Origin of the sequence: Enterococcus sp. C50 (assembly GCF_040887505.1) — a bacterium.
Classification (GTDB): domain Bacteria; phylum Bacillota; class Bacilli; order Lactobacillales; family Enterococcaceae; genus Enterococcus_B; species Enterococcus_B thailandicus.
Genome location: NZ_JBFOFW010000005.1, coordinates 143806 through 157547, shown reverse-complemented (window position 1 = coordinate 157547; position 13742 = coordinate 143806). Strand labels below are relative to the sequence as shown.

Below are 13742 nucleotides of genomic sequence, written 5' to 3'. Positions count from 1 at the left end.
ACGACAATTGTCGTGGCTCTTATTTTTTTATTTCTTTAAAACACAAATTTTTTCAGCGACTGATTAACTGCGCCAATTGGAAAACCAACAATGCTGTAGTAATCGCCTCTTATTTCTTTGACAAATGCACCCGCAAAACTTTGAATGCCATAAGAACCTGCTTTGTCTTGATAATCTCCTGTCGCCAAATACGTATCGATTTCTTGTTCTGTTAGTGGATAAAAGGTTACTTCTGCTTGTGCTAAAATCTTTTCTTCACGTTCTTTTGATTTTAAGACAACAGCAGTATATACCTGATGTGTTTCCCCACTTAATGATTGAAGCGTTGCTTTTGCATCCGCTAAATCTACCGGTTTCCCTAAAATTTGTTGTCGATGAACAACCGTTGTGTCACTAGCAATTACTAATGTTTGTTCCGTTTGCTGTTCCACGACTGCTTGTGCTTTTTCATATGCCATTCGCTGAACATACGTGACAGGATCTTCACCCTTAATCGGCGTCTCATCAATAGCAGCTGGTTGAATTGCAAACTCAGAAACTAAACGACCAAGCAGTTCCTTTCTTCTAGGAGATTGAGAAGCTAATACTATTTTCATTTTCTGCCTCTTTCCTATTTTTTAATGTGGATCTTGGATACGTTTAAACATCCGTTCCATATCCGAATTAGTAAAATGGATCAATACTGGTCGGCCGTGTGGGCAATTGAAGGGATTTTCACATTGCGCTAAATCTTTTAGCAATACGCGAGCTTGTGCTTCATTCAAATAATGATTTGCTTTGATTGAACGTTTACAGCTCATCATGATTGCCGTTGCTTCACGGAATTTTTTCACGCTAACACTGCCTGTCGTCAGCAACATATCAATCATTTCTCGGATGATTGATTCTTCTTCTCCATTTGGATACCATGTTGGATGAGCCCGTACAATGAAACTATTTTGCCCAAATTCTTCCAAATAAATACCGGATTCTTCAAGTAAATGTTTCTTTTCTTTTAGCTTCAATGCATCATTGTTGGGATAGTCCAAAACAAAAGGTACCAACAATTCTTGCAAGTCATTTGACACTTCACCGATTTTTTCACGGAAATATTCGTACTTGATACGTTCTTGTGCCGCATGTTGATCGATAATGTATAAGCCCGTACTACTTTGTGCAAATAGATAAGTGCCATGCATCTGTCCAAAATATTCCAGTTGGGGAAAACGTTCAGTTACTTTTTCTGTTTCTAATTTTTGAATGGCTTGATCCAATGCCCGGCTATTCCCTTGACCAAATTCTGGATGCAAGGCAAGCTCGTCTTCGTAAACTTGTTCTGAGGCGTTCATTTCAACAGTTGGGGATAGTTCTTCTTGAAATTCAACATTATCCACAGTGGATAATGTCTCTTCTGTAATTTTATCAACAGACTTTTCTACAAAGTTTTCCACAGAGTTTTCGTGTTTATCCACCGTTTTTCCACTATTTTCTGGATAATTTGTCGATTCTTCAGAAAACGGAGCAAAGTTTTCAACATTTTCCACAGAGTTATCAACAACTTTTCCAAAACTAGCTTGTTCGGTTTCTTTCACGTAAAAACTACTTGTTTCTCGATCAAAATTTAAACTTTGTGGTTTTTGTGGTTTTTCATCTTCAAACGCATAAGATAAATCAATTTCTGTTTGTTCAACTTTTGGCTGATCTGTTACTTTCTTTTTAAATCGTAAATTATCTGCAGCACTAGGAATCAAATTTTCTTGACTCAGTGCTTCTTGTATTGCATTTGCTATCAAATCAGTCAATTCTTTTTCTTTGGATAAGCGAACTTCTTGCTTTGTTGGGTGAACGTTCACATCAACTAATAGTGGATCCATTTTGATTTCTAAAACAGCAATTGGATATCGACCAACCATCAATTTTGAGCCATAACCAGCTACAATTGCTTTATTCAAAGCAAAGTTTTTGATATAACGTCCGTTGATAATCGTTGATAGATAGTTTCGGCTGGCACGAGTTACCTCTGGAAGCGAGACATAACCCAGCAGCTCAAAGTCTAAATCTTTTGCTTCAATTTTTAGCATTTTTTTGGCAGTAGCTAAACCATAAATACCAGCAATGGTTTGTTTGAGTTCCCCATTTCCCGCTGTTGCTAACATTTTATTGCCATCATGAACGAGGCGAAAAGCAATGTTTGGATGGCTTAACGCCAAGCGATTCACAATATCTCCAATATTTGCGAGTTCTGTATGCAACGTTTTGACATATTTGAGGCGAGCAGGTGTATTGAAAAAAAGATTGCTTACCGTAATCTTCGTTCCCTGGCGTAATGGTGCTGGACGATGTTCCATAATCTCGCCACCTTTTAGCGCTACATAAGTGCCTTGGCTTTCTTCTTGATTAGCTGTTTCAATCGTTAATTCAGAAACAGAGGCAATACTTGGAAGTGCTTCGCCACGAAAGCCAAGTGTACGAATCCGAAATAGATCATCTCGATTATGAATTTTACTTGTTGCATGACGCTTAAATGCACTTTCAACGTCATCGGTCAAAATTCCCTCACCATTATCTATCACTTGAATTGTTCGCAGACCAGCTTCTTCCACTAAGATATCAATCTGACTGCTTCCTGCATCAATCGCATTTTCAACCAATTCTTTCACAACCGATGCAGGTCGTTCGACGACTTCACCGGCTGCAATCTGATTGGCTAAACGTTCTGATAGTTCTTGGATTTTCGCCATGGGTCTACGCCTTCTTTCTAAAGTTGTTTTTGCAATTCATATAATTTATTCAGTGCGTCCATTGGCGTCATTTCTAATAAATTAAGTTCTTTTAATGACGTAACAACCCCTTGTTCTTCATCAGTCAGCTCAGAGAATAGAGAAAGTTGCTGTGTTTCCTCATTCACTTGTGCTTTCGAAGTCTGTGCAGGCTCTTCCTGTACCTTCACAACAGATTTAATTGGTTCAACAGGGATTTGATGATGTTTTTCTTCCCCAGATTCAAGTGTTGCTAAAATCGTTGATGCTCGTTTCAACAAATCGATTGGTAGTCCCGCAATTTTCGCTACATGAATCCCATAACTTTTATCTGCTGGTCCTTCCATCATCTTATGAAGAAAGACGACTTCTCCATCTTTTTCGACTGCTCCTACATGAACATTTTTTAATTGAGATAATTCTTGGTCTAAGACTGTTAGTTCATGATAATGCGTCGAGAAAAGTGTTTTTGCCTGAACATTTTGATGAATATATTCAATGATTGCTTGTGCTAACGCCATCCCATCATATGTCGCTGTCCCACGACCAAGCTCATCAAATAGAATCAAACTATTGGGTGTAGCATTTCGCAATGCTTGATTGGCTTCCATCATTTCAACCATGAAGGTACTTTGGCCAGCAATCAAGTCATCACTTGCCCCAATACGAGTGAAGATTCGATCAAAAATCGGCAAAATGGCTTTTTGTGCCGGAACAAAGCAACCCATTTGTGCCATAATGACGGTTAATGCAAGTTGGCGCATATACGTGCTTTTCCCTGACATATTCGGTCCTGTGATTAATAAAATCATCTCTTGTTCATCCATCTCAACACTATTTGGAATATATTCTTGATGTCCCAGTACTTTTTCAACGACTGGGTGTCTGCCATCTTGAATGCATAATTGTTGACTATTATTCGTTAAGATTGGACGAACATATTGGTAACGTTCACTGATTGTTGCAAAGCTTTGCAACACGTCCACCGCACTGATTGATTTTGCCAACGTTTGTAAAGGTTGAATGGCTTTTTTGACCTCTTCGCGAACAGCTAAAAATAGTTGATATTCTAAATCAACAGATTTTTCTTCTGCTTCAAGGATTTGAGTTTCTAGTTCTTTCAACTCTGGCGTAATAAAGCGTTCTGCATTTGCTAACGTTTGTTTACGCTCGTACTTTCCTTCTTCTAAGTTTGCTAAATTTGATTTTGTAATTTCGATATAATACCCAAACACACGGTTGAAACCAACTTTTAAATTTTTGATGCCGGTCTCTTTTCGTTCACGGGCTTCTAGTTCGGCTAACCATTGTTTCCCGTTTTTCATGGCTGAACGATAGGCATCTAATTGTTCATTGAACTCATCACGAATCACGTTACCTTCTGTGATTTGTAATGGAGGGTCTTCTTTAATTGCATGGCTGATTAGTTGAACTAGCCCTTCCATTGGTTGCATTTTTTCTAATAGCGATTGCCATTGTCCTTGGTCGATTCCTTCAATCAGTTGACGGATCATCGGCACTTGTTCAAGTGACGTCTTCAACTGAATCAAATCACGACCATTAACATTTCCAAATGCCACTCGGCCAGCTAAGCGCTCCAAATCATAAACTTTGGTCAAAGCACTTTGTAAATCAATTCGTTCAAAGTAGCTATCAACCAAGGAGGCCACCATCTCTTGGCGAGCGTTAATCGCATGCGATTGAATCAATGGTCGATCAAGCCATTGTTTTAGCATTCGGCCGCCCATTGCGGTCTTTGTTTCATCTAATAGCCACAATAAAGTGCCATGTTTTTTACCAGTTCGGATCGACTGGCTTAATTCCAAATTGAATTTGGAATAATAATCCATTTTTAAATAGTGATCTGGTTGATATTCCACCGCATTTTGAATATGCGCTAAGCTCCGCTTTTGCGTCACTGCCAAGTAAGTTAATAACTTACCTGTAGCTTCTTTTTCAAGATCATCCGTTATTTCGCGAGTCAAAAAATTAAATTCGGCATTTTCCTCTAGTGTTTCTTGAGAAGAAAAAACTAAGCCCAGACGAATACTTAGTTGTTCACGTAGGCTAGCAGAAATTTCTGTACCCAGAACTAATTCTTTTGTCTGTAATGCAGAAGTTTCATTTAAAACGCCTTCTTCATCAAAAAGATGCGCTGTTTTTAACTCACCTGTGCTTAAATCAACATAAGCAAAACCAAATTCATTGTCTTCTTGTACAACAGCAGTCAAGTAATTATTATCTTTTGCAGAAAGTCCCTTACTGTCCATGACTGTTCCTGGTGTAATTAACTGAACAACTTCACGTTTGACCATACCTTTCGTTGTTTTCGGATCTTCAACTTGCTCGCAAATCGCCACTTTATGACCTTTTTCCACTAAACTGTCGATATACCCTTGGGCTGCATGATGCGGAACGCCACACATTGGGATCGGATCATCTGCGTTACGATTTCGACTCGTTAGTGTCAGCTCTAATAGCTGTGAAACTTGGATTGCATCTTCATAAAATAGTTCATAAAAATCACCAAGACGATAAAACAAAAAAGCATCTTGGTATTGCGCCTTAATGCTTAGATATTGTTCCATCATTGGTGTGTTCTTCGTTTTTTGAGGCATCGTTTTCCTCCTCTAATAATTCATTGATTTCATCTTGAATCAACCCAGTTAAATGGTGCAAGAGATCATTTGCCTCGAGCAATTGGCGACGATAGGCAACCACTAAAGGGTGCTGTTCAAATGTTTTCGTCAATTGATTCGCCCGAGTGATTGCTGTTTGCTCAGCAATCACTTTTCCATAGTGACCAAATTGGACTGCCTCTTTTTGCGCCACTTTGATCTCTTCGGTCAATTCTTTTAAGTAATTATTTTGATGGACCTTTTCTTCTAACTCTTTATAGCGGATAATAATTTCATTGTTGCTTAGAAGTTTGGTCAGTTGCTCAACTGTTTCTTGTATCTCTGGTTCATTTTCTAAAAAAGCCATTGATCTGCCTCATTCCATAAATGGTCGGTCGTCATTGATTTGGATCAATTGGATATCTTTTGCTTTTCCAGTTGCATCATCAATTTCTAACAAACAACCACATAAAATAGCGCGACCTTCTTCCACAACTTCAAAACGTTTTGGCATTGCCGTTAAAAATTTTTCGATAATTACATCCCGACGCATTCCTAAAATACCATCATATGGTCCTGTCATACCGACATCCGTTAAGTACGCGGTTCCTTTTGGCAAAATCCGTGCATCATTGGTCTGGACATGTGTATGTGTTCCAACAACAGCTGACACTTCACCATCTAAAAACCAGCCCATTGCTTGTTTTTCGCTAGTCGTTTCTCCATGGAAATCGACAAAAATGATTGGCGTTCTTTTTCTTGCTTCAGCAACTAATGCTTGCATTTTACGAAATGGGTCATCCAAATCCGTCATAAATGAACGAGCTTGCATATTGATAACAGCAAGTTCCACTTGATTGACTTTGACAAATACCATTCCTTGACCTGGTGTTCCTTCTGGAAAGTTTGCTGGACGAACCATTTTTTTCGCGTCATCAATAAATTCAAAAATATCGCGATTGTCCCATGTATGGTTTCCCATAGTCACAACATCCACACCATCTTGTAAAAGTTTTTTATAGATTTTTTCAGTGATACCTCTTCCAGAAGCTGCATTTTCACCATTCACGATGGTTACTTGTGGACGATATTTTTTCTTTAAACGAGGGACATATTCCGTAATCATTTCTCTCCCCATCGAACCCACTACATCACCAATAAACAATACCCGCACATTGATTCCTCTTCTCTTTTAACATCATTCTATTATTATAGTAGTTTTTTTTAAGAAAGAAAAGCTCTCTGAGAAGGTTGTAACTATGAGGCGTAAGACAAACGATTGAACAAAAAAAGTCCGAGACGAAAGAAAGTCTCGAACTTTTTTATCAAGGGTCAACAATCACGAATTGACTATTTGTGTTTAAATTACAGCTAATTTTTTCAGTGCTTTCCAAATGCCATCTTGGTCATTCGTGTCAGTTACCAAATTAGCTGTAGCTTGAACTTCTGCTGACGCATTTCCCATTGCCACACCAATCCCCGATTCACGTAACATTTCTCGATCATTCAGTCCATCACCAAAACTGATGATAGATTCGCGAGGAATTCCAACTTGGTCTGCCAAATGAAGAATCATTGCAGCTTTTGAACCATCGTGTGGTACAACATCTACACTGTTTTCATGCCAACGAACAAAACGAAGTTTGTCATATTTTTGAAATTGTGTGTCGTAGCTTTTATTGAAGAATGCTAAAGCTTGATAAATGTCTTGGTCTTCAACAAAAAATTGATCCAACTCAGGCAACACAGCGCCAAATGAATGCATCGCCTCTTCCATGATTTGAACATCATTAGAAGAAGATCGTTTCATATTGTCCAAACTAACAAAGGCTGTATCAATTTCTTTTGTCTGCGCTTCTTCAACAAACGTATCTAGCTGGTCACGATCCAACAGATTTTTGTAAACTTGTTCGTGATCCAAGAACCCAGCTGCACCATTACATAAAATATAATTTTCAAATTCTAACTCACGAATAATTTCTTGCGCATGAAAACGACTACGCCCTGTTGCAATTGTCACTAAATGTCCTGCTCGACGCAATTGTTGCAATGCCTCTTTTGTACTATCCAATGCTTGCTTGTTCGTGTCCAATAACGTTCCGTCAATATCAAAGGCAAATAAGCCTCGTTTCATGTCTGATCGTCTCGCTTTCTTATAAGTATTTACTGGCTTCTCTCACTGCTAACTTACTTAATGCTTCTTGTTCTAATAAATCTTTTACCCAACCAGGATTCGTTTTGCTATAATCGCGTAATGCCCAGCCAATCCCTTTTTGAATAAAAAATTCTGTTGTTTCTCGATCTTGCAGGATTGCTTTTTTCAATAGCGACTGGTTTACCTTTTCTTTTAATCCCAGCTGTAAAGTAATTGCGATCCTTCGCAGCCAAAAATCTTCTTGTTGAATGAACAAGTTAAATACTTGCTCTAGCTGATCTGGGTGAGCTTTACACCACGTCGTGTATACTTTACGCCAAGAATCAATACTGTCCCACCACTCTTTTTCTTGCACGAGTGATAACAGCATTACCAAGTCAGAGAATGCCAGACGCCTTACATTGAGCTGAATCAACTCAATTGCTACATATTGATATTCTCTTTCTGCTTTTTGATAATATTTTTTTGCAAGTGACAAAACTTCTGTCACTTCTAGTTGTTTGCTTTGTACCAAAAACTTTTTTTGTAAACGCGCACGTTCCGGCTTTGGCACGCCCGCAAACGGAAAATGATTTTTCATATACTTTGCCATGGGCACAGCTTGTTCTTCATTCCTAGGAAAAATAAGTTCTTCCAAGTTAGCTCCTCCGCTCAAAATAATAAGCGATTTTCCTTTACCGTTCCCTTACCATTTCATGATTTATGCTTATTTTAAAAATTTTCTTTACTGTCAGCTAAATTGATTTAACAGACACCTTCTCATTTTATAGAGCATATGATTGTTTGTAAAGCGTTTTTACGTGTTTATCTACTTGACACTTGCCATTTAAATCAACTATACTGTAGTTTGTGTAAAATAATGCAGCAGGAAAATAATAGCTCGTCCCTAGTTTGTTGCCCCGATTCGGGTTCAATTGTGTAACCGCGGCTGCAAAGGTGAAGATTGAAGAACAAACTAAACGAATATGAATTTTTTAACGGATTATTTTACTCCAAAAACTAAATTTAATTTATTGGAGGAAATCTCAATGTCTCGTTATACTGGACCATCATGGAAAATTTCTCGTCGCTTAGGTATTTCATTATCAGGCACAGGTAAAGAATTAGCACGTCGCCCTTACGCACCAGGTCAACATGGACCTAACAGCCGTGGCAAACAATCTGAATACGGTATGCAATTAACTGAAAAACAAAAACTTCGTCACATGTACGGAATGAACGAACGTCAATTCCGTAACTTGTTCGTTAAAGCTAGCAAAATCAAAGAAGGTAAACACGGTGTTAACTTCATGATCTTACTAGAACAACGTTTAGACAATGTTGTTTATCGTCTAGGTCTTGCAACTACTCGTCGTCAAGCACGTCAATTAGTTAACCATGGCCACATTACTGTTGATGGCAAACGTGTTGATATTCCTTCATACCACGTAGAAATCGGTCAAGTAATCGGTGTTCGTGAAAAATCACAAAACATCGTAACTGTTAAAGAAGCTGTAGAAGCTACTGTTGGACGTCCAGCATTTGTAAGCTTTGACGCTGAAAAATTGGAAGGTTCATTAACTCGTTTACCAGAACGTGACGAACTATATCCAGAAATCGACGAAGCTCTTGTCGTTGAATACTACAACCAAAGCCTATAATTCATGGCTTCAAAACCAAAGCAACTATCTTCGGATGGTTGGCTTTGGTTTTTTTTTTTGCAAAAAACACTTTACAAATTAAATTTTTTCTTCTAAACTATCGTTAACCAATATAAAAAACGAAGTTAACGAAAAGAGGAAATTATGAAAACGTCATTGAAGCCACTTATTATCGCTGCAGAATTTTCAGCTATTATTGCTATCTTATCTCAATTTACGATTCCATTAGGTATTGTTCCATTGACTGGGCAAACTTTCGCGATTGGACTAACGGCTACTTTATTGGGGCGACGTAGTGGGACACTTTCTGTCTTGATTTATTTATTATTAGGAATTATTGGACTACCTGTTTTCGCAGGACTATCAGGTGGATTGAGTATTGTTTTTGGACCCACTGGTGGCTATCTGATTGGTTTCATTTTTCAAGCATGGCTTACTGGCTACCTCGTTGAAAAAAATGTTTCTAGTTATACTTGGGTAATCTTTGCTAACGTGATTGGTTCATTTGTCACACTCATTTTTGGTGTCATTTGGCTAAAAGCTAGTGGCGATTTATCATGGAATACAGCCATAGTTAGCGGATTCATTCCATTTATTTTACCAGGAATCATCAAAGCAGTTGCTGCCGGTTACCTAGGAACAGTCATTCGTCATCGTTTACCAAAATATTTTTCATTTGAACAGCCACAGTCATAAAATAGAGGTTTTGCTTCATATCGTTGACTCAAAAAAGTTCAAAGCAGAGCAACTTTCAGCAGAAAAAAGAGTGGAACAAAACGGCTTAGCGTTTCGTTCCACTCTTTTTCTGTGTTTAATTTGAACTAGAATCAAGCATTTCATTAATTTGTTCGTCGTATAAGTTTTCAACGCTTTCGACAAATTTTTCAACCTCAGCTTTCGTACTTGTTCCCTCTTCCCACTTTACATAAAAGAGAAAATATTCTTTTTCCAACTCGTTGATAAACTTAGAGATAGCTAACGTCTGCTCCTCAAAATTTTTCCACGTTTGCAACCCCTGAAGTACAGCCACGATTGCACTGATAATTGAGATGACCGTTAATAGATACATGTGCTCAGGCACCATTGATGCTAGAACGGGTATACAGGAAGACAAAATCAATTTCGATGCATTGCTAACAAAGATGACTTTCTTCAATCGTTTTCTTTTTTTGCGTAGATGAATAATTGGTTGTTTGATTCTTTTCTCTATGTATTCATTGAAATTATCTTTCGTTTGATTTTTTTCCATACACAAAACTTCTTTCATTTTTATCCTGTCGTTCTATTTAGTATAACTTTAACTCCAAAATAAAAAAAGAGCTTAAGACACTCCCTTAAGCTCTTCACGTAATCGTCCCCACTGCAAGTTCCCATCAAACTCACAATAGACGAATCATTTATTTTGTTAAATCAATTTTTTTACTTATCCAATAGATAATCACACCGCCGACTGCCATTGACACCAACTCTCCTAAAGCAATGATTGCCCAGTTAAAGAAAAAGGGAGCTTGATAGAAAAAAGTCAACTGACCTGCCACCGTAAACATTGAAAAAGCAAAAATCAATGCAGTAATAACCATTTTTATTTTCATATTCTTGACACGTTTGGTTACTTGATAGTTAATTAGCAAAACAATCAATGTACTGACACTTCCAACGACGACATCGACGAGTCCCAATGGCGAAGCCAGATTGGCCAAGGCAACACCAAGAGTTACTGAAATAATATATTTCTTATTGTACAACGATAAATAATTAAACATTTCTGATAAACGAATTTGGATTGCACCAAAACTAATGACAGCTAAAAAGACGGTCACTGCCACATAAAGTCCAGTAACTAACGCCATTGTTGCCACTTCTGTCGTCGTCCAGCGACTAGCAGTCTGGCTATTTTTCTGTTCCATAATTGTTCTCCTTTGCAAGATCAACATCTTGGTAATAACTACGGCCAAAGGATGGGAATCTTCTTCCAACTGAAGTGCCGTAGTGCGGAAATTCCGCTACATTTATCATACAGGAATCAAGAAAAAACTCAAGATTATTTTAGCAACCAGCCACCATCGATTGGCACAACTGCTCCTTGGATATAACTCGCTTGGGGCGTCGCCAAGAACAAAGTCAGTTCTGCCACTTCTTCTGGTTTCGCCCAACGTTTAACTGGTGTTTCATCTGCTACCCACTGAGCCATTTCTCCTGTTCCTGCGAAATCAGCTGCGTTCATCGGTGTTTCGATTGCACCTGGCGCAATCGCCTTTATCCGAATCCCTTTTGCAGCATAATCTAAAGCAAGCTGTTTCGTAAAGCCAACGATTGCATGTTTGGCACTCGTATAAGCAATTCCACCTCCGCCAGCTACTAAGCCGGCAATGGAAGCCATGTTGATAATCACACCAGCTTGCTGGGCGAGCATTTCAGGTAACAATACCTTCGTCACGCGAAACATGCTTTTTACATTTGTTTCATAGATGTTTTCCCACAATTCTTCACTTGTTTCAAGTAGTGGTTTATAGTCGTCCAGAATGCCGGCAGTATTTAACAAAATAGTCACAGTGCCAAAATGCTCATGACATTGTTTAACTGCTTGTTCTACTGAAGCTTGATCTCTTATATCACCTACAAAAAAAGCAAACTGATCAGGGAAATGTTGCGCTACTGTTGCCATTTTCCCTGCTTGTCGATCAAACCCAAACACAAAAGCGTCCTGCGCTAAAAAAGCGTGCGCTTGTGCTTCACCAATCCCTGAAGCCGCACCGGTGACAAAAACGACTTTTCTTGCTAAGTCCGGATACTGGTTGCTCATTCAACTATTTCCCAATCATCTGCTAAAATATCACACACAGTCGGTGCAAAACTTGAGAATCCTTCATCACTTGTCTTGATTAGAAAATAAGGCGTTACTGGACAACCATCAAATTCATCATCTGTGACTAAAATGACATACAGCTCAAAGCCGCTCCAGCCCTTACGAATCATTTTCGCACCTTGTTTCACTTTTGGTAAAATTTCTTCAAATGTCATTGTTGTACCCCTTCTCACTTTTTTCTTTTTGAATTGTCTGTAATTTTTGAGTCAACTGAATATAATCTGTCAACTGTAACTCTTGAGCAACAATAAAATAATCTAGGTCTGCCCAAGGTTTTTTATGCACCTTGCTCGTCGAAATCAGTAAATCAGCTTCTCGCCCACGATAATTCGCCGGCAGAAAAACCAGTCGATAATCATTACGGAAAAAATTATGAAGACTTGCCATCAACAATTCTTCTTCAAAAACGGGGAAATCAGTCATTAACAAAACAGTAATTTCTGGTAATTGTGTCATAAACGCACCTAACGTTTTCATGACCGTTAGATAACGAGCCATCAAAAACCCCTGATTTTGAAACGCTAAACTAGCTTCCGTTTCTCTTGCGTCTTCAAAAAAAGAGAGCAGCCATTGGTTTAATTTAGGATTTTTCACAATCAGATGATTATGAAAATCGCTACTGTTGCCATCAATCGTCGCCTTTGCATCTGGAAATAAAAAAGTAAAGATATGGCTACTAAATAAATAATTCTCTGCTTCCAATGACAAAGGTTCCTCAGGTAGATGCTGCTCTTTTTGATAAAGTAGCAAGGCACGCTCCGCTTCCCGCAAAGCTTTAAATGGCGGGGTTTCTGCTGAATGATGAAACGAGTAGATCATTTCTCTGATTTGAGGATTACAGTAGTACTCTTCCCTAGTCATCAACACTAAAAACAATGCACCTAATTCATCCTCAACTTGAAAATAATTTGGGAACACTGGTGCCATTGCTTGACAAAAACGTTTAAATAACAAATTGTTAGAAATAAGCTCGCGCTTCTTACGATTTAAAATAACAAAATGTTTTTGTGATTTCCGTAAAAAGAATGCACCTAGCATGTATTCGAGTCTTCTTTTTTTGATTTCATTAAGTTGAACGTGGAAAAAATCAATAATTTGATCTGCGATTTTTTTGACATCTGTTTGTGAAATTGTCTCAAATGGCCAGATTTTTCCGCGAAACAATTGCCAAAAAGTCATATGTAAATATAAGCGGATGATTTCTTCTTCCCCTTTTGCGACATAACTTCTCCGTTGTAACGTGATTCCATATGAATGTAACTCTTGTTTCCATTCATTGATTTTTCGGTGCGCTGTTGACTCACTGATATAATTTTTTTGAGCAAACTGGTACATCGTCCGAAACTCTTCAAAAAAAATGTCGTGCAATAACTGAAACTTCAGCGTACTTTGCACGAGATAGATTAAAAATCGTTCATGTTCTATCGGATCCAACGTCGTTGAAAAGTTGTAACCTGAGCGCCGATTTTTACGAAAGAGCGCTTGTGTCTTTCCGCTGAAGCGCTGATAACTTTTTGTTAATTCACTTAAATATTTTGTGACACTCCGCGCGTCAAGCTGTACACTTTGTGCAAGCTGAGCCGCAGTGTGCCACTCATGATCCTCGAAGCTTTCCAGCAGGAGAATCTGATAATATAAGTCTTTATCAAACGTCTTGAGATAATCTGATGACAAATACATTTGCTATGCTCCTTTGTGCTAGAACTTTTTGGTTATTGTAGCACA

The 13742-nt window shown here is 38.3% G+C and carries 14 protein-coding genes; 2 read left to right on the top strand and 12 right to left on the bottom strand.

Annotation, left to right across the window (positions count from 1 at the left end; all coding sequences use genetic code 11):
* Positions 1-35 precede the first annotated feature (35 nt).
* The 7 genes from AB3I20_RS08355 to AB3I20_RS08325 all read right to left on the bottom strand — a co-directional run bounded on the left by AB3I20_RS08355 (position 36) and on the right by AB3I20_RS08325 (position 8148).
* Positions 36-596: a nucleoside triphosphate pyrophosphatase gene (locus tag AB3I20_RS08355; protein ID WP_368027164.1), complete on the bottom strand. Its 561-nt coding sequence runs from the start codon at positions 594-596 to the stop codon at positions 36-38.
* Between the two features lie 21 nt (positions 597-617).
* Entirely contained in the window at positions 618-2720 is a 2103-nt protein-coding gene (gene mutL / locus AB3I20_RS08350; RefSeq protein WP_075491313.1) for a DNA mismatch repair endonuclease MutL, read from the bottom strand.
* Between the two features lie 17 nt (positions 2721-2737).
* Positions 2738-5356: a DNA mismatch repair protein MutS gene (gene mutS, locus AB3I20_RS08345; protein WP_368027163.1), complete on the bottom strand. Its 2619-nt coding sequence runs from the start codon at positions 5354-5356 to the stop codon at positions 2738-2740.
* The gene (locus tag AB3I20_RS08340; RefSeq protein WP_067483441.1) at positions 5304-5723 is read right to left on the bottom strand and encodes a YlbF family regulator; all 420 of its coding nucleotides are present in this window, start codon (positions 5721-5723) and stop codon (positions 5304-5306) included. Before AB3I20_RS08340 ends, mutS begins: the two co-directional genes overlap by 53 nt.
* Before the next feature lie 9 nt (positions 5724-5732).
* On the bottom strand, positions 5733-6530 hold the full coding sequence (locus AB3I20_RS08335; RefSeq protein ID WP_270492878.1) for a TIGR00282 family metallophosphoesterase: 798 nt from the start codon (positions 6528-6530) through the stop codon (positions 5733-5735).
* Positions 6531-6716: 186 nt separating this feature from the next.
* Positions 6717-7490 (bottom strand): HAD family hydrolase, encoded by a 774-nt coding sequence (locus AB3I20_RS08330; protein WP_368027162.1) that lies wholly within the window; start codon positions 7488-7490, stop codon positions 6717-6719.
* Between the two features lie 19 nt (positions 7491-7509).
* Entirely contained in the window at positions 7510-8148 is a 639-nt protein-coding gene (locus AB3I20_RS08325) for a DNA alkylation repair protein (RefSeq protein ID WP_067483446.1), read from the bottom strand.
* A 391-nt stretch (positions 8149-8539) separates the two neighbouring features.
* Here AB3I20_RS08325 and rpsD point away from each other — a divergent pair, with 391 nt between their 5' ends.
* Both rpsD and AB3I20_RS08315 read left to right on the top strand, forming a co-directional pair.
* Positions 8540-9151, top strand: coding sequence for a 30S ribosomal protein S4 (gene rpsD, locus AB3I20_RS08320; protein ID WP_067483447.1), 612 nt, complete (start codon positions 8540-8542; stop codon positions 9149-9151).
* Between the two features lie 144 nt (positions 9152-9295).
* Entirely contained in the window at positions 9296-9847 is a 552-nt protein-coding gene (locus AB3I20_RS08315; protein WP_071868742.1) for a biotin transporter BioY, read from the top strand.
* A gap of 115 nt (positions 9848-9962) precedes the next feature.
* Here AB3I20_RS08315 and AB3I20_RS08310 read toward each other — a convergent pair whose 3' ends face one another.
* From AB3I20_RS08310 to AB3I20_RS08290, 5 genes are all read right to left on the bottom strand, one after another.
* Complete coding sequence (locus AB3I20_RS08310; protein ID WP_067483449.1) at positions 9963-10400, bottom strand: SLATT domain-containing protein; 438 nt, start codon at positions 10398-10400, stop codon at positions 9963-9965.
* 148 nt (positions 10401-10548) lie between these two features.
* Complete coding sequence (locus AB3I20_RS08305; RefSeq protein WP_271026969.1) at positions 10549-11058, bottom strand: QueT transporter family protein; 510 nt, start codon at positions 11056-11058, stop codon at positions 10549-10551.
* A gap of 134 nt (positions 11059-11192) precedes the next feature.
* The gene (locus AB3I20_RS08300) at positions 11193-11954 is read right to left on the bottom strand and encodes a 3-oxoacyl-ACP reductase (protein ID WP_067483451.1); all 762 of its coding nucleotides are present in this window, start codon (positions 11952-11954) and stop codon (positions 11193-11195) included.
* A complete protein-coding gene (locus AB3I20_RS08295; protein WP_368027161.1) occupies positions 11951-12172 on the bottom strand; it encodes a DUF2829 domain-containing protein in 222 nt (73 codons plus the stop codon). Before AB3I20_RS08295 ends, AB3I20_RS08300 begins: the two co-directional genes overlap by 4 nt.
* Complete coding sequence (locus AB3I20_RS08290; RefSeq protein ID WP_368027160.1) at positions 12162-13697, bottom strand: helix-turn-helix domain-containing protein; 1536 nt, start codon at positions 13695-13697, stop codon at positions 12162-12164. The genes AB3I20_RS08295 and AB3I20_RS08290 overlap by 11 nt, the downstream gene beginning before the upstream one ends.
* Positions 13698-13742: the final 45 nt, after the last annotated feature.

Coding starts and splice junctions, on each gene's coding strand:
- AB3I20_RS08340 (WP_067483441.1), bottom strand. CDS start 5,723: ATGGCTTTTTTAGAAAATGAACCAGAGATACAAGAAACAGTTGAGCAA.
- rpsD (WP_067483447.1), top strand. CDS start 8,540: ATGTCTCGTTATACTGGACCATCATGGAAAATTTCTCGTCGCTTAGGT.
- AB3I20_RS08295 (WP_368027161.1), bottom strand. CDS start 12,172: ATGACATTTGAAGAAATTTTACCAAAAGTGAAACAAGGTGCGAAAATG.
- AB3I20_RS08300 (WP_067483451.1), bottom strand. CDS start 11,954: ATGAGCAACCAGTATCCGGACTTAGCAAGAAAAGTCGTTTTTGTCACC.
- AB3I20_RS08355 (WP_368027164.1), bottom strand. CDS start 596: ATGAAAATAGTATTAGCTTCTCAATCTCCTAGAAGAAAGGAACTGCTT.
- AB3I20_RS08290 (WP_368027160.1), bottom strand. CDS start 13,697: ATGTATTTGTCATCAGATTATCTCAAGACGTTTGATAAAGACTTATAT.
- AB3I20_RS08305 (WP_271026969.1), bottom strand. CDS start 11,058: ATGGAACAGAAAAATAGCCAGACTGCTAGTCGCTGGACGACGACAGAA.
- AB3I20_RS08330 (WP_368027162.1), bottom strand. CDS start 7,490: ATGAAACGAGGCTTATTTGCCTTTGATATTGACGGAACGTTATTGGAC.
- AB3I20_RS08310 (WP_067483449.1), bottom strand. CDS start 10,400: ATGGAAAAAAATCAAACGAAAGATAATTTCAATGAATACATAGAGAAA.
- mutL (WP_075491313.1), bottom strand. CDS start 2,720: ATGGCGAAAATCCAAGAACTATCAGAACGTTTAGCCAATCAGATTGCA.
- AB3I20_RS08315 (WP_071868742.1), top strand. CDS start 9,296: ATGAAAACGTCATTGAAGCCACTTATTATCGCTGCAGAATTTTCAGCT.
- mutS (WP_368027163.1), bottom strand. CDS start 5,356: ATGCCTCAAAAAACGAAGAACACACCAATGATGGAACAATATCTAAGC.